Source organism: Nocardia salmonicida NBRC 13393 (assembly GCF_001613085.1).
Lineage (GTDB): Bacteria > Actinomycetota > Actinomycetes > Mycobacteriales > Mycobacteriaceae > Nocardia > Nocardia salmonicida.
Map to the genome: position 1 here is coordinate 78,673 of NZ_BDBR01000001.1, position 20,528 is coordinate 99,200.

General features: G+C 66.8%; 21 protein-coding genes. 15 read left to right on the top strand and 6 right to left on the bottom strand.

The features are described from left to right. Positions 1-263 precede the first annotated feature (263 nt). A complete protein-coding gene (locus NS1_RS00395; protein WP_062980482.1) occupies positions 264-2,831 on the bottom strand; it encodes a cation-translocating P-type ATPase in 2,568 nt (855 codons plus the stop codon). Between the two features lie 239 nt (positions 2,832-3,070). On the opposite strand from NS1_RS00395, the gene NS1_RS00400 reads away from it, so the two are divergent. Continuing rightward, positions 3,071-3,742, top strand: a complete 672-nt coding sequence (locus NS1_RS00400; RefSeq protein ID WP_235569262.1) for a DUF2267 domain-containing protein — start codon at positions 3,071-3,073, stop codon at positions 3,740-3,742. Between the two features lie 149 nt (positions 3,743-3,891). Here the strand turns inward: NS1_RS00400 and NS1_RS00405 are convergent, their stop codons facing one another. Both NS1_RS00405 and NS1_RS00410 read right to left on the bottom strand, forming a co-directional pair. Then, the gene (locus tag NS1_RS00405; protein WP_062980484.1) at positions 3,892-4,299 is read right to left on the bottom strand and encodes a hypothetical protein; all 408 of its coding nucleotides are present in this window, start codon (positions 4,297-4,299) and stop codon (positions 3,892-3,894) included. Positions 4,300-4,379: 80 nt separating this feature from the next. Next, a complete protein-coding gene (locus NS1_RS00410; protein WP_062980486.1) occupies positions 4,380-5,402 on the bottom strand; it encodes a 1-phosphofructokinase family hexose kinase in 1,023 nt (340 codons plus the stop codon). Between the two features lie 467 nt (positions 5,403-5,869). On the opposite strand from NS1_RS00410, the gene NS1_RS00415 reads away from it, so the two are divergent. The 3 genes from NS1_RS00415 (at position 5,870) to NS1_RS00425 (ending at position 8,497) form a co-directional block, all read left to right on the top strand. Next, complete coding sequence (locus NS1_RS00415; RefSeq protein ID WP_157125042.1) at positions 5,870-6,442, top strand: Rv1733c family protein; 573 nt, start codon at positions 5,870-5,872, stop codon at positions 6,440-6,442. 135 nt (positions 6,443-6,577) lie between these two features. Beyond that, positions 6,578-6,967 (top strand): three-helix bundle dimerization domain-containing protein, encoded by a 390-nt coding sequence (locus tag NS1_RS00420; protein ID WP_062980489.1) that lies wholly within the window; start codon positions 6,578-6,580, stop codon positions 6,965-6,967. A gap of 177 nt (positions 6,968-7,144) precedes the next feature. After that, entirely contained in the window at positions 7,145-8,497 is a 1,353-nt protein-coding gene (locus NS1_RS00425; protein ID WP_062980491.1) for a wax ester/triacylglycerol synthase family O-acyltransferase, read from the top strand. A 135-nt stretch (positions 8,498-8,632) separates the two neighbouring features. On the opposite strand, the gene NS1_RS00430 is transcribed toward NS1_RS00425, so the two are convergent. Then, positions 8,633-11,860, bottom strand: coding sequence for a beta-phosphoglucomutase family hydrolase (locus NS1_RS00430; RefSeq protein WP_062980544.1), 3,228 nt, complete (start codon positions 11,858-11,860; stop codon positions 8,633-8,635). Positions 11,861-12,069: 209 nt separating this feature from the next. On the opposite strand from NS1_RS00430, the gene NS1_RS00435 reads away from it, so the two are divergent. The 4 genes from NS1_RS00435 to NS1_RS00450 all read left to right on the top strand — a co-directional run bounded on the left by NS1_RS00435 (position 12,070) and on the right by NS1_RS00450 (position 14,812). Further along, complete coding sequence (locus NS1_RS00435) at positions 12,070-13,056, top strand: Acg family FMN-binding oxidoreductase (protein ID WP_062980493.1); 987 nt, start codon at positions 12,070-12,072, stop codon at positions 13,054-13,056. Then, a complete protein-coding gene (locus tag NS1_RS00440; RefSeq protein WP_063816037.1) occupies positions 13,046-14,056 on the top strand; it encodes an Acg family FMN-binding oxidoreductase in 1,011 nt (336 codons plus the stop codon). The genes NS1_RS00435 and NS1_RS00440 overlap by 11 nt, the downstream gene beginning before the upstream one ends. Next, a complete protein-coding gene (locus NS1_RS00445) occupies positions 14,043-14,372 on the top strand; it encodes a spore germination protein GerW family protein (protein WP_062980495.1) in 330 nt (109 codons plus the stop codon). The genes NS1_RS00440 and NS1_RS00445 overlap by 14 nt, the downstream gene beginning before the upstream one ends. A 182-nt stretch (positions 14,373-14,554) precedes the next feature. Further along, positions 14,555-14,812: an SHOCT domain-containing protein gene (locus NS1_RS00450; RefSeq protein WP_056809291.1), complete on the top strand. Its 258-nt coding sequence runs from the start codon at positions 14,555-14,557 to the stop codon at positions 14,810-14,812. Between the two features lie 13 nt (positions 14,813-14,825). On the opposite strand, the gene NS1_RS00455 is transcribed toward NS1_RS00450, so the two are convergent. Beyond that, positions 14,826-15,134, bottom strand: coding sequence for a hypothetical protein (locus NS1_RS00455; RefSeq protein ID WP_062980497.1), 309 nt, complete (start codon positions 15,132-15,134; stop codon positions 14,826-14,828). Between the two features lie 243 nt (positions 15,135-15,377). Here NS1_RS00455 and NS1_RS39770 point away from each other — a divergent pair, with 243 nt between their 5' ends. From NS1_RS39770 to NS1_RS00470, 4 genes are all read left to right on the top strand, one after another. Further along, positions 15,378-15,566 carry a hypothetical protein gene (locus NS1_RS39770; protein ID WP_157125043.1) on the top strand — a complete coding sequence of 63 codons (189 nt, stop codon included), beginning with the start codon at positions 15,378-15,380 and terminating at the stop codon, positions 15,564-15,566. A gap of 3 nt (positions 15,567-15,569) precedes the next feature. Further along, the gene (locus NS1_RS42330; protein ID WP_062980501.1) at positions 15,570-15,827 is read left to right on the top strand and encodes a DUF1214 domain-containing protein; all 258 of its coding nucleotides are present in this window, start codon (positions 15,570-15,572) and stop codon (positions 15,825-15,827) included. Beyond that, the gene (locus tag NS1_RS42335) at positions 15,802-15,951 is read left to right on the top strand and encodes a DUF1214 domain-containing protein (RefSeq protein ID WP_373864319.1); all 150 of its coding nucleotides are present in this window, start codon (positions 15,802-15,804) and stop codon (positions 15,949-15,951) included. Before NS1_RS42330 ends, NS1_RS42335 begins: the two co-directional genes overlap by 26 nt. Positions 15,952-16,169: 218 nt before the next feature. Beyond that, positions 16,170-16,550, top strand: coding sequence for a hypothetical protein (locus tag NS1_RS00470; protein WP_062980503.1), 381 nt, complete (start codon positions 16,170-16,172; stop codon positions 16,548-16,550). Between the two features lie 266 nt (positions 16,551-16,816). Here the strand turns inward: NS1_RS00470 and NS1_RS00475 are convergent, their stop codons facing one another. Then, positions 16,817-17,530 carry a dienelactone hydrolase family protein gene (locus tag NS1_RS00475; protein ID WP_062980505.1) on the bottom strand — a complete coding sequence of 238 codons (714 nt, stop codon included), beginning with the start codon at positions 17,528-17,530 and terminating at the stop codon, positions 16,817-16,819. Positions 17,531-17,817: 287 nt separating this feature from the next. Between NS1_RS00475 and NS1_RS00480 the strand changes: the two genes are divergently transcribed. From NS1_RS00480 to acsA, 3 genes are all read left to right on the top strand, one after another. Continuing rightward, positions 17,818-18,246 carry an Hsp20/alpha crystallin family protein gene (locus NS1_RS00480; RefSeq protein WP_062980507.1) on the top strand — a complete coding sequence of 143 codons (429 nt, stop codon included), beginning with the start codon at positions 17,818-17,820 and terminating at the stop codon, positions 18,244-18,246. Positions 18,247-18,405: 159 nt separating this feature from the next. Further along, entirely contained in the window at positions 18,406-18,666 is a 261-nt protein-coding gene (locus NS1_RS00485) for a DUF1918 domain-containing protein (protein ID WP_062980548.1), read from the top strand. Positions 18,667-18,714: 48 nt separating this feature from the next. Next, positions 18,715-20,505 carry an acetate--CoA ligase gene (gene acsA, locus NS1_RS00490; protein WP_373864318.1) on the top strand — a complete coding sequence of 597 codons (1,791 nt, stop codon included), beginning with the start codon at positions 18,715-18,717 and terminating at the stop codon, positions 20,503-20,505. Positions 20,506-20,528 lie beyond the last annotated feature (23 nt).

Below are 20,528 nucleotides of genomic sequence, written 5' to 3' on the forward strand. Positions count from 1 at the left end.
TCGTATCCCCTCGTTTCCGGCTGGTCGTCGGTTGGTTCCCAGCGTCGTCGGCTCCCGGATCGGTCGATACGGCCGAAGGTCCTGACGGGGTTGGCATTGGTCCTCGCCCGTCGGGCCGCGGACGGGTCCGGACCGAATGGCAGGGCCGGACAGGTCCCCGTCGGCGGGGACAACAGCACGACCTCCACGTGGACGACAACGACGTCGATCAGGTAGCGGTTACCGACACAACGAGGTGACGGCGCCGCTCGGCGTAAGAGGTTTCACACCGCGTGCGTCGAAGGGGTCCGACCGATCCGATGCCGGTGTCGACGAGCGCGCAGCATCTTGTGCGCGGTGTCGGCCACCAGCAACGTTGGTATCGCGCAAGCCGCGAGCAGCCAGCCCAACGCGGTAGGAGCGGTGCCGCCGAGCAGGCGCGGCAACGGCGGCACCCAGAGAAACACCGCCAGCAACCCGAGTTCGATCGCCACTGTGTAGAGCAACAGCGGGTTGCCCTTCCACCCGATCGCTCCGACCCACCGCGATTCGCTGCGACAGGCGAAGGCGTTCGCCAACTGGCCGAAGACGATGGCGACGAACAGCGCACCCGATGCCGAGGCGAGTACTTCGACATCCACCTCGGCACCAGGACTCCAGCCCGCCACCGCGAGTACGGTCAGGAACGCGATCATGCCGATGCCCGCTTCGGCGGGACCGAGAACGCCGAACACTCTGCGTAACAACCGTGGATCGATGAGTGCGCCGATCTTCGCCCGCCCGGACATCGTGCGTGTATTCGGCGGTTCCGCACCGAGTGCCAGCGCGGGCAGCATGTCGGTGCCGATGTCGAGGGCGAGCACCTGCAGGACGGTGAACCCGAGCGGAATGGTGCCGCCGCTGGCCGCCCACAGGGCAAAGGGCGCGAGTTCGGCGACGTTGTCGGTGAGGTGATAGGTGAGGAACCGTCGAATATTGGCGAAGGTCGCGCGCCCGAGCCGGACCGCCGCGACGATGGTGCCGAAATGGTCGTCGAGCAAGACCAGATCGGCTGCCTCGCGCGCGACGTCGGTACCGGATGCGCCCATGGCGATGCCGATGTCGGCGGTGCGCAGGGCAGGACCGTCGTTCACGCCGTCGCCGGTCATCGCGACCACGTGGCCTCGCTGCTGCAGGGCCGCCGCTATCCGCAGCTTCTGCTCGGGCGAGACTCGTGCGATCACCACACCGCCTCGCTCGAGCAGATCTGCCAGCCGCGTGTCGTCGGTGGGCAGGTCCTCGCCCACCACCACGACACGGTCCGGCCCGAACAGTCCGACCTGCTCGGCGATCGCGGCGGCGGTGCCGGGATGGTCACCGGTCACCATCGCCAGCTCGATTCCAGCGCTGCGACAGGCCGCGATCGCCTCGGCCACGTCCTCGCGCGGCGGGTCCTCGAGCCCGATCACTGCCAGCAGCCGCGCCTTCGGGCGAGCTTGCTCGGCTCGGGCAACGGCGATGACACGCAGACCACGCTCGGTCATTCCGGTGATCTGCGCGGCGACGGCGTCGCGGTCGCTGTCGTTGTCGCACAGCGCGAGTACCGCTTCCGGTGCGCCCGTGACGTGCTCACCGTCGGCATCGATCACCGAGGCGCGACGAGTGTGGGAGTCGAATGGTGTCCGCTGGTCGGGCGGCGGCGGTTCGCCGGCGCCGATGCCCGCGGCGAATACATGCACCGCCACTTCCATCGGGTCGCCGATCGGTGTCCACTTCCCGTCCCGCCGCTGGGCGTGGGCATCGGGCGAACAGCGGGCGGCGGAATCCGCGGCCGTGCGCGCGGCGCGGAGCGCGGCGTCGGTCCCGTGCAGTCTCCTGGCGGGTTCGTATCCCGCGCCGTCCACTGTCACCGAGCCGCACGGTGTCCAGACCTCGACCACCTGCATCTCGTTGCGGGTCAGCGTGCCGGTCTTGTCCGTGCAGATGAAGGTGGTCGCGCCGAGCGTCTCGACCGCTTCGAGCCTGCGGACCAGCGCGTGCTCGGTCGCCATCCGTTGCGCGGCGCGGGCCAGCGACAAGGTCACCGTCGGCAGCAGACCTTCGGGGACGAGAGCGACGGTGACCCCGATGGCGAACAGGAGGCTTTCGGTGAGGTCGCGCCCCAGTGCGGCGAAGACGCCGAACGACACCACCCCGACGAGTACCGCGATGAGCGCGACCAGCCGCACCACCCGGTGCAGCTGACGGGTCAGCGGGCTCGGCGGCCGGGTTGCCTGCTCGGTAACGGCGGCGAGTGCGGCCAGGCGGGTGGCCGATCCGATCGCGCGCACCTCCGCCTCGCCCTGCCCGGTGACTATGTAGGTGCCGGCCAGTACCGGTTCGTTCATCATCCTGGCGATCGGTTCGGCCTCGCCGGTCAGCATCGATTCGTCGGCGGCCAGCTGCCGCGACGCGCGCACCGTCGCGTCGGCGCAGACTCGATCGCCCGGCTCCAGAACCAGCAGATCACCCACCACCAGGGTGCGCGATTCCACCGTCACGACGTGCCCGTCGCGCCGCACCCGAGCCTGCATCGGGAGTAGCGCGCGCAGGCGCTCGGCGGCGCGGTCGGCCCGGAACTCCTGGACGAACGCGAACACGCCGTTGAGCACGACGACGCAGCCGATCGCCACTGCGAGCACCGGCATGCCCGCGACGAGTGCCAGGACGGCGGCGACCCACAGCATCGCGGCGAAGAAGTGTGTCAGTTGCGCCGCGAACTGCGCGACGCGGTTCGGCCTGGGTGGCTCGGGCATGGTGTTGGGTCCGTCACGCCGATGCCGCAGGGTCGCTTCGGCGTCGGTCAGTCCCGGCCGGTCGACCGTTATCGCCATAGCGGCCTCCTTTTCGTTGGTCCGGCGGCTGCCATGGCTCAGTCTGTCGAGGCGAACCCGGACGCGGCTACGGCCGAAGTGCCCTGCGAGAGGACAAAAGGACACAACTAGGGGGCGGGCTGAGCCGCCGCCAGAGCGACGACCAACGGCACTCGCGGCGGGGTCTGTGGTCCCTGGTCGCGCCCATCGGATCCTTGGTCGAATCGACACACGTTCGATTCGACGAGCAGGAGATGACCATGACCCACCACGACCCGCTGGCTCCGACGGTCCACACCGCCCATGTGTGGTTGCACGCTGTCGCCGAGAGTCTCGACACCGAGGACCGCCGTTTCGCGTTGCGCGCACTACGTGCGTGGTTGCACACCGTGCGCGATCGGATCGGGGTCGACAGTTCGGCGCACTTGTCGGCCCAGCTGCCCGAACTGCTGCGCGGCGTCTACTACGAGAACTGGGTACCGAGCCATGTGCCGGTACGGCACGGCTTGCGTGAGTTCCTCGCTCAGTTCGCCAGGGAGGCCGGTGTTGCACCCGCCGAAGTGCCCGCGGTCGTTGCTGCGGTGACCTTCGCGTTGGAGGAGTTGTTCTCGCCGGGCCTGCTCAGCCGTACGTTCGCGGCAATGCCGCAGGAGCTGTATCGCCTCTATTACGGGGCGAGTTCGGATATCGCGGGCCGGGTACACCCGGTCGAGGACCTCGACGGCGCCGAAGAATCGGTGCCGGGCGACCTCGTCGCGCGGCTGGAACGCCGGGTTCTGGCCCTGACCGACGCGGTCGCGGCACTCAGCGCGGGCCTGGCACAGCTGCCGACCGACCCTGCCGATGACACGCGGGCCGCCGACGCGGCGCGGCGTGCGCACGACCTGCTGCTGGCGGGCGGTCTGGTCGGCCCGGATCACCGGTCGGCGTGATCGTGGGTGAACCGCTCCTGTCGAATGCTGTCAGTGGTTTCCGCGAGTCGAGATGTAAGTCGAGGCGACAACCATCAGCGCGAAGATGATCGCGATCAATACGGCGGCGAGTGGCCAGTTCATTTGTTGTTCCTTCCGTGGTCGGCGAATCAGATCGGGCGGTGTCGAAGGCGGTAGGCGAGGGCGCACACAGCGAGTCCGAGCACACCGAATAGCGGCTGGAGCCAGTGGAATCTGCCGATGACAAGCGGTTGTACCGTGACCCAGCCGATCAGCAGCAGACCGCTGGTGAAGGCGATCGGCACCATGTGTGGATCGGCGCGCAGAGTCGCTACCGCCGTGGCCGACATCGGGAGACCGACGATCAGTGCGAGCATGCAGCCCGCGAAGAACGGACTGTCGAACGGGAGGTGCTCGGTCACCTCCGCACCCAGATCGGCACCGCCTCCGGCGAGACCCACGGCACCGGCGAATGCCCACAGCGCCACGAAACCGGACGTGCCGATCAGCGACGTGCGTACTGCGCGATCCGACTTGCGTTCGGTCAATGTGGACATTACTTCCTCCGGAATATGGGCGAGAGGTGGTTCGACAAATGCCTTGCGGCACAACTCGATTGTTGTCGCCGTCCCCCTGTTCAGCCGAGGGTCTGAAAGCCCTTCTCGGGGTGACCAAGGTCTTCCCTGCGCCCCCCGTCGGATATGCGCACGATATCGATATCGGCGGTCAAAGATTCGATCGTCGCGGGGTCGAAGACATCGGTACCGGGAAGTACGACGGTTGCCGCCGCGGCGGCAACGCCGACCGCGCAGGCGTCCAGCATCCGGTCTCCGCGGCTCAGCCGATACGCGACCGCGGCGACCAGGCTGTCACCCGCGCAGGCGTCGCTGCGCGCCGGTGACGGCAGCCTCGGCGCGGCCAGCTCGTAGTGGGCGCGACTGTCGGAACAGACCGCACCGAGCGCACCGACCGTGGTGATCACGTGCTCGCAAGCGCCACGTTCGAACAGCAAGGTGTTCACGGCGCGCGCGTCGGCGAAGGTCGTGACGGGATGTCCGAGCAGGGCGCCCGCCTCGGTTCGGTCGAGCCGGACCAGGAAGACCCGCTCGCGCAACATCGTCGTCAGTTGCGCTCCGGCGATGTCGGCGATGAGCCGCGCGCCGCGGGTGCCGACGGTGCGGGCGACAGCGGCGCTGAAATCCTCACTCAGGCCGGGAGTCGCGCTCCCGGAGAGGACGAAATAATCGCAGCGCCCGGCGATTTCGGCGATCGTATCGAGACAGCGTTGTTGCTCGGTCCTGGTCAGGACCGGGCCGGGCGCCACGATGTGATAGCTGCGCCCCTCGGCGTTGTCCGCGAGCACGAATGCCTCACGGGTGTCTTCGGCGATCTCGATGGATTCGTGTTCCAGCTTCTCGTCATCGAGCAGTCGTTCCAGGCGTGCGCCGACTTCGCGGCCGCAGGTGTGCACGGCAACGGCCGCGCCGCCGAGTCTCCGGACACAGCGAGCCACGTTGATCCCGCCGCCGCCGCCACGAATCGAGTGCACCTGCGCGCGGGACTTTCCCTCCGGTAGCAGGTGCGCGACGACGAGCGAGAGGTCGACGGTGGGATTGACGGTGAAAGTGGCGATCGGCACCGAACGCGGCGAGACGGGCATGGCGTCAGCGTCTCGCGCTCGATGGGTGCGCTGTCAGAGACACATATGCCCGTACGAGGCCCACGAGTACGAGTGCTTCGGCGCCGAGTACGCAAGTGAGCAGCCCGTTCATGGTTGTCCTTTCGACGCGTCGACGCGTCGGTCAGGCGTGGACGGTGACGGCCTGGGCAGAAGGGGCCGCAGCGAGTCGACGTATTCCGGTGATGACGACGAAGGTTTTCGTTGCCATGGTGCCAGCGTCGCTCGAGACCGGGGCAGCGGAGCAGAGCAATGATGCCTGCAAGAAGGGGACCAAAGGCACCGTCGCCACAGTGGTGACCATTCGCGGCCGGCCCCGGGACTTTCGGCTCTGCAATCGGCGCTTGCCGGGGGGCGACGATCAAGCCATGGCAATCAGTCCCGTACCCGCGCCGGTGCGGGGCCACAGTTTCCCCGGGCCATACCGGATGCTGATCGGAGCCGAACAGATGACGACTTCCACATTCCAGATCGACGGCATGGTGTCGCGGACGGCCAGGCTGTGGCGGTGCCGACCCTGGAACGCCAATCCGCTCATGCGCTGGCCCGACCGATTGCTGGCTGCGGTGCGCATACTCGTCGCCGTCCTGGTGCTGGTTTCGGTGCCGGTGGCCGGCGCGGTGGGAACGATCACCTACACCGACGACGCCGCTGATATCCGCGCACAGCGAGCGGGTGCCACTGTCGTGACTGCTCTGGTCCTGCAACGCCCCGAGCGCACCCCCGCCCACCTGTATCGCGCGCGGGTGAGCTGGGTGGGCGCCTCCGGCTCGTCGGTTGCCACGGTGACGGTGGTTCGTAAGATCTCCGAAGGCGACCGGATCCCCGTGTGGGTCAACGCCTCCGGTAATCCGATTCCCGATCCGCGAGCACCGTCCGCAGCCGTGATGAGCGGAATAGGTGCCGCCATGGTGATCCTGATCGGCGTGGGGTTCACGGGGCTGTGTCTGATCTTCCTCACGGAATCACTGGTGACCCGGCTCCACTCGATCGCCTGGGACCGGCACATGTCAGCACCGTGATCGGCCGAAGTCACCGCAATTCGGGGTGCAGACCAAAGGCACTCTCGCGAGGGCCGCAAGCCCCTGACAACCGCTGGTATCCGAAGTTGATGATCTAACCCCTACCCATGGTCGGATTCGACAGGAGCGAAGGCAATGAGTGGATTCACCGAAGAACCTGCGGCCGCGTTGACGGCGCAGACGATGCCATCGCCACTGACAGCCAGCGACTGGATCGCACCCCAGAAGCGCCGATCGGCACCGGTCCGGAAGCATCTCGTGTTGCTGACTCGGAGTCTCGATCCGGTCAGGGAAACGACGGCGCCACCCGTGGTGACGGCGTCGACGGCGAGTGAGCTCGATTCCATCGCGACGGTATTGATGTCGAGGTTTCCCAGGCACAGCCTCGCCGAAGTCCGTGACATCGTCTACGACGCCTATCGGCGGATTGCCTCGGCGGCCCGGATCACCACACATCTGATCCCGCTCACCGTGAACCGCGCCAGAACAATCATGATGACGAAAGACCGAGAACCTGGCGCGTGATCGGCTGAAGAGAATGTCGCGGCACCGGGACCGCTCACATCGGGGTATTTCGGCGGCCGGTGATGGACTATTTGCACTTCCCGTGACCGAGGCTTTCGCGCAAGGATCGATTCAGTGGCAGCGCCACAGTCCCATCCGGTGACAAGCTGTCACGACCGTCCACTTCGAGGTCGACTGATGACAGAGCTACGTCCCCTGGACATGGGGTTCATGGAGCTGGAGGACACCGATCGCCATATCAGCCTCGGCATCGGTGCCGTGGCGATCATGGCTGGGCCGGTACCGACCCGCTCGGCATTCGACGCGATGCTCGCCGAGGGCGTCGATCGCAATGAACGTCTTCGCCAGCGAGTCCGCCGGTCGCCGCTGGATTTGACCGCGCCGGTGTGGGAGCAAGACCCCGACTTCGCGTTGGCACACCATATTCGCTGGACGGCGCTACCCGGCGCGGGCGATGAGCCGACGCTGCGTGAGCTCGTCGCGACCGAGCTGGAGGAGAGGCTCGACCGCGACCATCCGCTGTGGCAGTGCGTGGTCGTCGATCGAGTATCCGGCGGCCGCTGGGCGTTGATCGTCAAGGCACATCACAGCATGGTCGACGGTGTCTCGGGGATGAGCTTGTTCGAGCGACTGTGTGATCCGCCCGAAGACAGTGTCTCGAAACGCACTGTCCCGTCCCGCGCTTCGGGCGTCGGCCTTGTCGATCGACTGGTCAGGGGCGTGCGGGACCCGTGGGCGGTGCCGCGCTTCGCCCTGACCATGGCGCGCGGTCTGCTTCCGGTGGTAGGCGCGGCAGTCTCGCCGGCACCGTCGTCGTCGTTGAACGGTCCTATCGGCCGACAGCGCCGGTATGCGATCGCCAGAGCGTCGCTGACAGATGTCCACGCGATCGGCACGAGTTTCGAAGTGACCGTCAACGACGTGGTACTGGCCGCTGTCGCGTCGGCCTATCGCACCGTGCTGTCACGGCGTGGCGAGGAGCCGACGGCCGGCAAAGTCCGTGTTCTGGTTCCGGTGTCGGTGCGTGCTCCCGGCGCCGAGGAGATCACCGACAATCGGGTGTCGGCGATGATCCCGTATCTGCCGATCGAGCTGGCCGACCCCATCGAGCGGCTGACCGCTGTCCACGAACGCATCGCGCGACATCGCGCCAGGGGGGAGGCCGGTGCGCAGAGCTCGCTGCTGGCGATGGCCGAGTGGGTGCCCCATGCCCTGGTGGGGTGGACCTTCCGGCTGGCGGGGCATTTCCCGCAGCGCAGTGTCGCCGCATTGGTGACCAATGTTGTCGGCCCCCGACGCCGACTGACTTTCCATGGGCGTGAGGTGCTCGAAATCCTGCCGTGTGTCCCCCTCGCGATGCGCCTGCGCACAACTATCGCAGTCCTCAGCTATCGCGACTGCCTCATCTTCGGAATCACCGGCGACTTCGACACCACACCTGATATCGACAACATCGCCGACGGCATCGAACGCGAGATCGCCGAACTATCGGCACGAGCGAGCCGAGCCGACCTCGGCGATTCTCGCTGACTGCCCGGGCCCGTGCGCCGAGCGTGTCGGATCGCGCGCAACCCGGTTCGGCGCGCTCGTACACATCGGCCGAACCACTGCGCTTCCCCCGTTGAAAGCCACCGGACACCGGGACGACAGGCACGCCCCCGACACCTATCCGACCGCGGTGCGCGGCGCCACGCCGAGCGGGACCTCCCACGTTTGTCCCGCCTCGAGCACCCGCTCGTTGCCCTCGATGTCGACCCGGATCGGCCCTGCGGTGCTGGGGTGCAGCCGCAACCGCACACCCGTGTGGGTGACCGAAACCGTCAGCGGCTGACCACGGTAGGAGATGGTGAACTCCGCCGCGGGTAGCTCGGCAGGAAGGACCGGGTGCAGCCGCAGCATGTCCTGGCGCGTTTCGATGCCGCAATAGCAGCGCAGCACCATGTCGGCGGTGCCGGCCATCGCGCCGATGTGCACGCCCTCGCGAGTCGTGCCGCCCTGGGTGTCGGCCAGATCGGCGTCCAGGGCGCGGGTGAACAGCGACCACGATGCCTTCCGGTCGGTGCGAGCCAGCACCCAGGCGTGCGCGAGGCGGCTGAGCGTCGAACCGTGGCTGGTTCTGGCCAGGTAGTACTCGACGGTACGTGGGATGGATTCCGGAGGAAGGCGATAGTCGAGCCGTTCGAGCACGTGACGCAGTTCCTCTGCCGAGAACAGGTAGAACAGCATCAACACGTCGGCCTGCTTGGACACCTTGTAACGGTTGGTCGTGTCGCCTTCGGTCTGCAGGATGAGATCGAGTCGTTCGATGTTGCCGTAGCGCGCACGGTAGGAGTCCCAATCGAATTCGTCGAGCTCCTCGTATCCTTCGAACTGGCTCATCACCCCGTCTCGATGGAATGGCACGCGCAGTCGCCGACTGACCCGATCCCAGTGTGCCGGTTCGTCGGACCGCAGTCCCAGCCGATTCCACAGGGGAGCGCAGTCGCCGCCGTCGAGGAGCCCGACCACCTCGTGGGCGCGCGCCAACGTCCACGCGGCGAGGACGTTGGTATAGGCGTTGTTGCGCAGCCCCCGCCCCGGCGATCGCGGATCTCCGTCGTGGTACTCGTCCGGGCCCATGACTCCCTCGATATCGAACCGGTCCGCGCCCGGGTCGTAGACGGCCATCGAGGCGAACGACCGAGCTACCTCGATCACGATCTCGGCGCCGACATCGACGAGGAATCGTTCGTCGCCGGTGCTCTGGTAGTACTGCCAGATGCTGTAGGCCACGGCCAGACCCACGTGGCGCTGCCGGAAGGAGTGGTCCGGCATCCATTGCCCGTTGCGGATGTTGAACAGCTCGCTCGGTGCCTCTTCCCGGCCGTCGCTGCCGCTCTGCCACGGAAAGAGGGCACCGTCGAGACCCGCTGCCCGCGCGGCGTCGCGGGCGCGGTCGAGCCGCGCGTAGCGGTAGCGCAGTAGCGCTCGGGTGAGCTCCGGCTGCCGCAACGTCAACATCGGATAGACGAACAGCTCGTCCCAGAAGACGTGTCCCCGATACCCCTCGCCGTGTAGTCCTCTCGCAGGCACACCGACGTCGAGGTCGCTCGCCGAGGTGTGCACCGCCTGCAGTACGTGGAATACGTGAAGGTTGAGTGCGAGGTTGCGGTCGTGGTGGTCGCCGAGGGCGATGGCGAAGCGATCCCACAGCTGCGCCCAGGCCGCGACATGGGCGTCACGGAGCGCGGCGACATCCGCGACGCGGGCGATCCGATCCGCGGCGGCGAGCCCGGCGGCGGAGATACCGCGATCCCGGGAGGTGCTCACGGCGGCGACCTTCTCGACGGTGACCGGATTCGCCGGGCCGATCCGGGCGGTGACGACGAATCCCGGGCGGGAACTGTCACCGCGAAATCGGCGCTCGAGGACCGTCGCACCGACCCTGGTCCGCGCGGCCGTAGCGATCGTGAGACCCGACTGTGTGGTCGCTGTTTCGTACAGGACCGTCTCCTCGTCGAGCCTTCGATGATTTCCCGGAACCAGATGGTGTGCGGCCAATGCTCGATCAGCGCCGACGTTGCGGTTGCTCACGCTGCCCTCGATCACGGATTCGACGATCACTTCGCCGTCCCAGTTCTGGGCCTGAATCGTCAGTTCCAGCACCGCGACGTGTGGATCCGCCATGGAGTGGAACCGTCGAGTGGTCACCGTCGTCTGCCTGCCCTGGCTGTCCTCGTATCGATCGAGGCAGGTGAGGACTCCCGCGCGAAGGTTCAGGTCCTGGTGGTGGCTGACCATTTCCGGTAGGCCTGGTCGAAGGACCGTTCCGTCGGAGTGCCGGACGGTGACGTACGCCCAATTCGGCGCGTTGACGAGGTGTTCGGTCTCGACAACCCGCTCGCCCACCGTCGAGGTCAGCCTGTTGTAGATCCCGGCCAGGTAGGTGCCGGGATAGTGCACCCCGTCCGGCGTAGTTCCCGGTGTGGCGCCGCGGCTGGCCCAGTATCCGTTTCCGGTGGTGCACAACGCTTCTCGCGTGCCCTCCTGAATCGGGTCGAAGTCGTCATAGATGAGGTTCCAGCCGCCGGAATTCGCTGGTGCCGCTCCACCGCACCAGCGTGTCGAACTCGCGGGGATCGGGTCGGAGTTCGACGAGGTGAGGGCCAGATCGGACAGATCGGTGACGACGACGTCGGCGCCGACCTTCGCGAGTCCGGCGCCCGCGCCGGTGCGATCGACACCGATGACCAGACCGAACCTGCCCGCGACGGCTGCCTGTACCCCGGCCGTCGCGTCTTCGAGCACCACCGCGTCGATCGGCTCCACCCGGAGCCTGCGCGCGGCCTCGAGAAACATCGCGGGATCGGGTTTACCGGGCAGTGCCTCGCGTAGCGCGTCGTTGCCGTCGACGCGCACGGTGAACGACTCGGCCAGACCTGCGGCGTCGAGCACGGCGGCACAGTTGGAACTCGCGGTGACCAGCGCCGTCGGTACCCGGGCCGCGCGGAGGCGACCCAGCAGTGCGGCGGCGTCCGGAAAGACACGCACGCCCGATGCGGCGATCTCGGCGGCGAACAGATCCTGCTTGCGCGCGGCGAGTCCGGCCACGGTCAGACTGCTCGGCGGATCCTGCGCCGACCCCTCGGGGACGGTCATATCCCGGGAGCGCAGGAAGGATCGGACTCCGTCACTTCTGCTACGGCCGTCGACGAACCGCCGATAGTCGGCCTCGATATCGAACGCGGGGATCGGCCGCTCGGTCAGCTGAGGCAGGACCTCGTCGAAGAGTCGCTTCCATGCCGCGGCGTGCACGGTCGCGGTGTCGGTGACGACGCCGTCCATGTCGAACACCACCGCGCCGTATCCGTCGGCGGTCCTGCCTGCCGATCTCGGCAGGTTCTCGAGGCGCATCACTCTGCCCGACAGTCACAGGGCCCGGGCACCCGCATTCGTTCACCATGCACAGTTCGATCCTGCCTCGACGACACGACGCAGCGGAAGTGCTGCAGGAGGGCTCGCCGATGACCTGAAGTCCCTCCGAACGGGGTCATCGTGCTCTTATCCCGCTCCGGTGCTGCTGAGACCGTGGAAAGACAGACCATCGACGAAGGACGGACACCATGGAGCGCGGACTGCCCGATAACAACACCGTGATGGCAGCGCTGAGGCTGGCCGGGCGCGCCCCGTCCGTGCACAATGTGCAGCCGTGGCGCTGGCGCATCGCCGATGAGAGCATCCACCTCTACCTCGACCCGCGGCGTGCGCTGCCCGCGACCGACCCTGATCAGCGCGACATCGTGCTCAGCTGCGGGGCGGCATTGCATCATCTGTCCGTGGCGCTCACGGCGATGGGGTGGGCGCCGGTTGTTCACCGGATCCCCGACCCCGCCGCCCCGGACCATCTGGCTGCGGTGACTCTGCTGCGGCGCCGACCGACCTCGCTCGACATCGAGATGAGCAGGTCGATCACCGCACGCAGGACCGACCGCCGCCACTACACGTCGTGGCCGGTTCCGCCGGGGTACCTGAGTCTGTTCGCCGAGCGAGCGATGGAACTGGGCGCGATCGTGCGACGCATCGACGACCGCGAGCGGGTGAAAGCCGCCGCCGCGCACGCGGGCAGCATTCATGCCGATGACGAGTCGTATCGGTTCGAACTCGCGATGTGGTCGGGGCGCCACGGCAGTGCCGACGGCGTCCCCGCCCGCAACGTACCGCCCGCGCATCCGGCGGACGAGTTCCCGCCGAGGACCTTCGCGGCGGCCGAATTCGCCGATCCGGCAAGCGAGCCCGATCACGCCGAATTGCTGGTGCTCGGCACCGGCGCCGACGATCGGCTGTCGAGGCTGCGGGCGGGTGAGGCGCTCAGCAGCGTGCTGTTGACGGCAACCGGAATCGGCCTGGCCACCTGCGTGCTCACCGAACCGCTCGAGATCGCTGGACAACGCGCACTCATTCGTCGAGATCTGCTGTTCGGCACCGCTTATCCGCAGGCCATCGTCCGGGTCGGTTGGGCACCGACAAGTGCTGATTTCCCGCCCGAAACGCCCCGTCGACCGATAACCGACCTGTTGATCCGAGACGCGGAGGATTCCGATGACCGGTGACCCCAGGCCCGACGTCGAGACTGTCCGCGCTGTTCTCGACCGTGCCGCTCGCGCGCCTTCGCTGCACAACAGCCAGCCGTGGCGCTGGCGCTGGGACGGCACCGCCGCGGCGCTCTACGTCGACGCCGACCGGTTGCTGCCCGCGACGGACATGTTCAACCGGGAAGGCATGCTCGGCTGTGGGGTGATGCTGAACCACGCCGACGTCGCGTGGAACGCCGCGGGGTGGGAGCCTCGCGTCACCACGTTCCCGGAGCCCACGGTTCGCTCCCACGTCGCCTCACTCGAACCTGTGCGCCCGCACGTGTCTTCCGAGCCGGAACTGCTTCTCGCCCAGGCGATCGAACGGCGCTACACCGACCGGACGCCGATGGCGCCGCCCACAGATCGGCTGGTGACGCAAGAAATACTGGAGTTCCTCGGACACCGATCCGGCACGACCATCATCTTTCTCGCCCCGCCTGCCGCGCACGCGCTACGCGGGATCTCCGCGACAACTGCCGGGTTGCGTCGCTACGACCCCCTGTACCAAGCGGAGCTGAGCTGGTGGGCCGCGGCTCCGGATGCGGGCCGGGCCGGCGTGCCCGCCGCCACACTGCCGGCGGCCACCGACCGCTCCCGGGTGCCGGTCGGCCGCGAATTCCCTTCCGGGACTGTAGAACCCGCAGGTGACGGCGATGACGAGGCGATGGTAGCGGTGCTGTCGACGCCAGGAGATTCGGCGGAGGACCTGCTCGACTGCGGGCGGGCGTTGTCGGCGGTACTGCTCGAATGCACCGTGCGCGGTCTGTCCACCTGCACCATCACACATGTCGTGGAACTGCCGTCCGCCCGTGCCGCCGTGGCCGATCTGGTGGGCCTGCCGTACCCGCAAGTTCTTGTGCGCATCGGCACCGCGCGGACAGATCCGCCACCCCGAACCCCACGCCGCCCCCTTGACGACTTTCTCGATATCGGCACAGCCGACAACCCCAACGGAGGAAACAATGAAAATCGATGACGCATTCTCGATCGCCAAAGACGCGATGACCGTCGAGCGGGTCTACGCGGAGCCGGTGGAGCGCGACGGCACCACCGTCATCGGCGTTGCCGCGGTCTCCGGCGGCGCGGGCGGCGGCGGCGGATCGGACCCCGAAGGTCAGCAGGGTTCGGGAGCGGGCTTCGGGGTAGGTGCGAAACCGGTCGGCGCGTTCGTGATTCGCGACGGTCGGGTGCGCTGGCAGCCCGCTGTCGATGTCAACCGGCTGATCGCCGTGGTCGGTGCCGTCGCACTCGCCGCGCTGATCGTCGGGGCTCGCTTCGCGCGCCGGCCCTAGTTCTGTCCGCGGTCCGCCCTACCACTGTCACGGTAGGGCGGACCGATTCTTGTCACCCGCCGACGTGCCTTTGGTACTTCCGAATGGTGGCGCTCGGCCCTGCCAGCGGGTGGGCTCCCGGAGACATAGTGGCGGTAACGATCGCAAACGCGCGTGAGCGTTTCATCCCGAAGGAGACCGCGATGAATTGGTACGACCACGACGTCAATGGTTGGGGATATGCCTGGATGGGCTTCGGGATGCTCCTGTTCTGGGGCCTGTTGCTCGCGGGATTCGTGCTCGCGCTCCGGTACCTGTTCCGGCTCGACACCGATCGAACCGCACATCCGGCGGCTACCGGTGCCGAACACGTGCTGGCGGAGCGCTTCGCACGGGGCGAGATCGATGCGCAGGAATATGCCGACCGACTGGCGGTCCTGCGTTCGACCGCCCAGCGATAGCCGGCCGACGAGCTCATCGAGAAGACCATGATGCGAACAAAGAGAAACGACACCGGAGCACGACGAAGATCGCCGACGTCGCCACGCGATGGATGATGGTCGTCGTCGGCGCCCTTGCCGCGATCGGTCTCATCGACGCCGCGATCGGCCGCAAGTCCGAACCGTAGCGGCTCAGCAGCCGTCGAAGCCCGCCGTTATTTCGCGTCACCGCGGGCTCCGCGTCACCGCGGGCTCCTGCGCCCGGGTCGGCTCCAGCGGTGCCGTCTTCGACGCACTGGCCGCCGAACGCGGACTCTTTCACCTGGCCCTCGGCGATCTGCATTACGCGAACATCGAAAGCACCCGCCCGGCGAGTTCTTCGCGGCCTACGACAGAGTGTTGACCAGCCCCGGCCAATCGGCCTTCTATCGAGAAAGTCCGGTTGCCTACGTCTGGGACGATCACGATTAAGGCCCCAATGACGCGGGTGCGGACCGCTTTCGGCGCGACCGTTCCGCACTACCCGTACGGTTCATCCGACGGAACCATCAACCAGGCATTCACGATCGGCAGAGTCCGGTTCGTCATGACCGACAATCGCTCCGCCGCGACATCGACCTCGATACTGGGCACCGAGCAGCGCGACTGGTTCGTCGAAGAACTGGTGCGCTCGAGCCGCACCCATGCCGTGGTGGTATGGGCGAATTCCCTGCCATGGACACCCGGAGGAACGGCAGTACATCGCCGACGCGATCGCCGCCGCAGGCGTGCGTGACTCATGATGGTCGGCGGCGACGCGCACATGGTGGCGATCGATGACGGCACCACCGGCCTCGTCGGCGACGACCATTATGTGCTCCACTTCGACGCCGGGAAACTGCCGCCGGTCGCGGCGTTCTGGTCGGTCACGATGTACGACCTCGAGGGCTTCCAGATCGCCAACGAACTCGACCGCTACGCCCTCGGTGATCGGCTGAAACTACAACTCCGACGGATCGCTCGACATCTTCATCTCGCACAAGAACCCGGGCCCTGAACGCGAAGCGAACTGGCTGCCCGCGCCGACCGGTCCCATGGGCATCACCTTGCGCCTCTACGCGCCCGACACCGAGGCTCTGGACGGAACCTGGACCCCGCCGCCGGTCCACACAGCGTCATGACAGCAAGGTCAGGCGAATCCTGAGGCCGCCAGGTCGCGTCGAGAACACCGCGACAGCGGACTGGCGGGGGCAACCGTCCCTGGGATGGTGGCGGGTGCCCTCTGGGTTTCAGGGGGCTGGGTCGAAGAAGCATTCCACCATCAGCCAACGTCGTTGACTTCTCTCCTGGGTAAGCGTGTACTGAGGGAACATCCGGTTCAGACCATGGGGACTGCCGGATGATCAAGGATCAGCTTGTGCTCACGTGGAAACCGGCAAGCTCCTCCGTGGCAAACCCACGCCTGAGGAACGCGATGACACCCACGACCTTCAACTATCATGCCCGCAGTGCGGCAAGGGTCCAGATCAGCCGAACTGGTTATGGCAGCGACCTTCCCGCGCACCACCGCCCCCGTCCTGTTGGACTCAATGATCGACTGCTCCAACACCTCAACGGGCTCGGCGAGGCCGTCTCGACCATCGCGGAGCAAGGCAACGACGGCACCGAGGGCGTTGACGACGCGATGACCGAAGTGATCACCGAGCTCGACCACATCATCTTTGAAACGCATGTGTTCCTGAGCGGTATCGTCTCGGCGCCCATCACCACACCGTCTTAGAACGCCGGGAGTTCGCTGCTGAACACCACTAGCCGAATCGGGTGACCGCGATATCTTCTGCTGGCGCGGTTTTCGCGCCTCCTTCCCACACCGTCGGTGACACGATCGGCGCTCTTACGCGGCGTCGATTGCACTGATACGTGACGACCAAGCGGCACCCGCGGCGGGGTCGGTGCTCCCTGGCGACGATCAGCCGATTCGTTTCGGCCGTCGGCTGCCACCGCACCCGGTCATCTCGAACGACGAACGCACCAGATCGGAATACATCAGTCACCTCTGCCGCTGGTTCGCGGCGTCTTCGGCTCGGCAGGGCCTGGTGGTCGCAGGTGCTCGGTGATCCACATCGCCGACAAATAGGACTCCCATTGGGCGAGTTGGCTGCCGCTCGCCCGGCGCCCGGGCGCGGACATGTCGGTGACGCGGTGTTCGCACCGCATGCTCGCGGCCGCGGAACGGTTGTGCGCCAGCACTTGTCGATCTCCGCCGCCGATCAGAAACAGAGTCGGAGCGGTGATTCGGGCCAGCCGAGCACCTGCCAGGTCAGGGCGCCCGCCCCGTACGACAACAGCCTCGATTCTGCTGTGTGGTTCGGAGGCAGCCCACAGGGCCACGGGCGCGTCTGAGCCGAGGCCGAAGTAGCCGACAGGGAGGTCGCGGCACACCGTCGCCCAGAGCCAACGCCGAGCGGCGGTCAATCTGCTGCCGAGGAGGCGGACGTCGAAAATTCTGTCGATGTCGCGTTGTTCGGTCGGCAACAGCAGATCGACGGCTACCGAGGCGAGTCGGTGGCTTGCCAGGGCTTGGGCAAGGACCACGTTGCGTCGGTCGCTTCGTGTGCTCCCGCTGCCGTGGGCAATGACGACTACTCCGAGTGCCTGCGGTGGCACACGTAGCCGTCCGAGCAAGTCGATCCCTGCCGCGTCGATCGTCACTTCGAGGTCGTACGCGAGAACAGGATCCACGTTGTGAGCGAGAGTCACCGTTTCCTCCTGAGTCCGACAACAGTCAGTCTCGATCCGCGCACGTGGCGGCGAAAAGTGCCACAGGTCGCCAACCCATGAGTCGCACGACCCTCGAACCCTGGGAACGCGGCCGGATGGACGAGTCGGTCGCGGTCACCTGAGCCGACAGGGATTCCCTGGTATCCGAGGATGCCCCGCTCCCGCAGTGACAAACGACCATCCGGGCAGGGGCGCCGGACCCTAGCCCCGACCGCCCGGATCTTGATCGGATCGAGGAGTCCGAAACAACAGCTGAGGAGCCGAACATGAGTAGTCTGCCTGCCCACCGTCACCGCCTGTTTCCCGCGGTGAACGACTGGCTGACCGGGTTCCCGCCGGTCGAGAACCTCCGCCCGCTCTTCGAAGGCCGGCTCATCAAGGTCGAGGAGGAGCTCGCTGACAACAAGTACCTGCTGCGAGCAGAACTCCCTGGCATCGATCCGGTGAAGGATATCGCCGTCACCGTGCGGGAGGGCGTGCTGACCATCACGGCCGAGCGTAGCGAGCGCAAGGAAACCAAGGGACGCACCGAGTTCGGGTACGGCTCGTTCACCCGCTCGATCGCCTTGCCCGCAGGTGCGGCCGAAGACGACATCTCCGCCAAGTACGACCAAGGCATCCTCACCGTCTCGATCCCGGTGACCGAGCCCGAGAAGGCACAAGAACGTCATATCACCGTCGCATCGGGCGGATAAGAGCAGTTCACCCGAGTGACAGACGAGAACACGCGTCGTCTCGGGCTCCGGGTGAGAAACGTCCGATCACCCGTTCGTAGCGGGACCGACGGCGAATGTCACGGCGAGAGAGCGGATCCGAACATGGCGGTGACAAGGAAACCAGCAAGGAGGCACGTCATGCAGGCGAAACCAGGCGACTGGCTCGTCATCGAGGGACATACCGTTGGCTGCGCTGTCCGGCGGGGGCTGATCGAGGAGGTCCACTCAGCAGACGGGTCTCCGCCCTACCTGGTGCACTGGACCGATGACGGTCATCGGGCGCTGACCTTTCCTGGACCTGACGCTTATGTGCTCACCGGGTCGGAATTGCGGGCGCAGGAGGAGGTCGCGGCCGCGCGGTTCTCCTCGATGCAGCATCAGCCGAGCCATCCGGTCTGAGCGCGGGCGCGACCTTCCCCGTTTCCAGTCGAGGATGAAAGGACGGAAATGACCGAACCCGGCACCCCGCACAACGACACGATCACCGTGGGGTCGATGAGCACACAGGGCTCGCGACGTGGTCGGGCGAATCTGCGCGACTACGACTCGACGTGTCGCGAGTTCTCGTGGGACCAGGCAAGCTCGCAGCTTGCCGGGTTGCCGGGTGGTGGTCTCAACATCGCCTACGAGGCTGTCGACAGACATGCAGCGGGTCCCAGAGCGCACTCCATCGCGTTGCGATGGCTACGAACCGACGGCAGCGTAGTGGAATCGAGCTACGCCGATCTGGCCGAAGCGAGCAACAGGTTCGCGAATGTACTGCGGGCACAAGGGATTCAGCGCGGCGAACGTATCGGAATATTGCTGGGCCGTTGTCCCGAACTGTATGTCGCGGTCCTTGGCATTCTGAAGGCTGGATGCGTGGTTGCGCCGATGTTCTCGGCGTTCGGTCCCGAGCCTGTTCGGCAGCGGCTCGACATCGCCGACGCTGCGGCGTTGATCACCTCCGAGCCGCTCTTTCGGCGCAAGGTGGCGCCGATCCGGGACGCTCTGCCCGCTCTGCGGACAGTGCTGCTCACCGATCGCGGGGCCGGGGGTGTCGACCTGCCCGCTGCCATGGCCGCGGCCGACCCGGACTGCGAGATCACACCTACGACGGCCGACGACCCTGCCCTGCTGCATTTCACCAGCGGGACGACAGGGCAACCCAAAGGGGCGCTTCACGTCCACGGTGCGGTACTCGCCCATATCGTGACCGCACGGTTCGCCTTGGATCTACAGGACGGGGACATCTTCTGGTGCACGGCAGATCCCGGCTGGGTTACCGGGATGTCCTATGGTGTCATCGCGCCGCTGTGCCTGGGAGTCACCTTGATCAGCGACGAGAGCGAGTTCGACGCCCGGCGGTGGTACCGGATTCTGACGGCCCATCGAGTATCGGTGTGGTACACCGCGCCTACCGCTCTGCGCATGCTCATGCGGAGCGGAGACACGTTGCCCGAAGGCACCGACCTGGGGTGTCTGCGGTTCATCGCCAGTGTGGGGGAGCCGCTCAACCCAGAGGTGGTGGTGTGGGGTGAGCGCGTCCTCGGCCATCCCGTGCACGACAACTGGTGGCAGACCGAGACGGGCGCGATCATGATCGCCAACTTCGCTGCCACGCAGGTGAGACCCGGATCGATGGGACGACCTCTGCCCGGTATCGAGGCGGCCGTGGTGCGGCGTGGTGCGAATGGGCGTGCGCAGGTCCGTGACGGCACGATCGGCTTCGCCGAAGTGGGGGAGATCGGCGAGCTCGCGTTGCGCGCGGGCTGGCCGTCGATGTTCCGCGCCTACTGGGACCAACCTGAGCGGTACGAGCGGTGTTTTGTCGACGGGTGGTATCTCAGCGGTGATCTGGCTCGCCGCGACGGTGACGGGTACTACTGGTTCGTCGGACGTGCTGACGATGTGATCAAGTCGGCCGGACACCTGGTCGGGCCGTTCGAGGTCGAGAGCGCCCTGATGCAGCATCCGGCTGTCGCCGAGGCCGGTGTCATCGGTACACCTGATCCCGTCGCCGGAGAAGTGGTCAAGGCCTTCGTGTTGTTGCGGTCCGGTGTTCATCCATCGGAGGAGTTGCGATCCGAACTGACTGCCTTCGGCAGGCGCGCGCTCGGCGCGGTGGCGCCCAAGCAGGTCGAATTCGTTTCCAGCCTTCCCCACACCCGGAGCGGAAAGGTCATGCGGCGGCTGCTGAAAGCGCGCGAACTCGGCCTGCCCGAGGGCGACGTATCGACATTGGAGGAGGCACCGTGAGCCGCCACTACCCACCGGACAGT

Coding starts and splice junctions, on each gene's coding strand:
- NS1_RS00395 (WP_062980482.1), bottom strand. CDS start 2,831: ATGGCGATAACGGTCGACCGGCCGGGACTGACCGACGCCGAAGCGACC.
- NS1_RS00400 (WP_235569262.1), top strand. CDS start 3,071: ATGACCCACCACGACCCGCTGGCTCCGACGGTCCACACCGCCCATGTG.
- NS1_RS00405 (WP_062980484.1), bottom strand. CDS start 4,299: ATGTCCACATTGACCGAACGCAAGTCGGATCGCGCAGTACGCACGTCG.
- NS1_RS00410 (WP_062980486.1), bottom strand. CDS start 5,402: ATGCCCGTCTCGCCGCGTTCGGTGCCGATCGCCACTTTCACCGTCAAT.
- NS1_RS00415 (WP_157125042.1), top strand. CDS start 5,870: ATGACGACTTCCACATTCCAGATCGACGGCATGGTGTCGCGGACGGCC.
- NS1_RS00420 (WP_062980489.1), top strand. CDS start 6,578: ATGAGTGGATTCACCGAAGAACCTGCGGCCGCGTTGACGGCGCAGACG.
- NS1_RS00425 (WP_062980491.1), top strand. CDS start 7,145: ATGACAGAGCTACGTCCCCTGGACATGGGGTTCATGGAGCTGGAGGAC.
- NS1_RS00430 (WP_062980544.1), bottom strand. CDS start 11,860: ATGCGCCTCGAGAACCTGCCGAGATCGGCAGGCAGGACCGCCGACGGA.
- NS1_RS00435 (WP_062980493.1), top strand. CDS start 12,070: ATGGAGCGCGGACTGCCCGATAACAACACCGTGATGGCAGCGCTGAGG.
- NS1_RS00440 (WP_063816037.1), top strand. CDS start 13,046: ATGACCGGTGACCCCAGGCCCGACGTCGAGACTGTCCGCGCTGTTCTC.
- NS1_RS00445 (WP_062980495.1), top strand. CDS start 14,043: ATGAAAATCGATGACGCATTCTCGATCGCCAAAGACGCGATGACCGTC.
- NS1_RS00450 (WP_056809291.1), top strand. CDS start 14,555: ATGAATTGGTACGACCACGACGTCAATGGTTGGGGATATGCCTGGATG.
- NS1_RS00455 (WP_062980497.1), bottom strand. CDS start 15,134: ATGCAGATCGCCGAGGGCCAGGTGAAAGAGTCCGCGTTCGGCGGCCAG.
- NS1_RS39770 (WP_157125043.1), top strand. CDS start 15,378: ATGACCGACAATCGCTCCGCCGCGACATCGACCTCGATACTGGGCACC.
- NS1_RS42330 (WP_062980501.1), top strand. CDS start 15,570: ATGATGGTCGGCGGCGACGCGCACATGGTGGCGATCGATGACGGCACC.
- NS1_RS00470 (WP_062980503.1), top strand. CDS start 16,170: ATGATCAAGGATCAGCTTGTGCTCACGTGGAAACCGGCAAGCTCCTCC.
- NS1_RS00480 (WP_062980507.1), top strand. CDS start 17,818: ATGAGTAGTCTGCCTGCCCACCGTCACCGCCTGTTTCCCGCGGTGAAC.
- NS1_RS00485 (WP_062980548.1), top strand. CDS start 18,406: ATGCAGGCGAAACCAGGCGACTGGCTCGTCATCGAGGGACATACCGTT.
- acsA (WP_373864318.1), top strand. CDS start 18,715: ATGACCGAACCCGGCACCCCGCACAACGACACGATCACCGTGGGGTCG.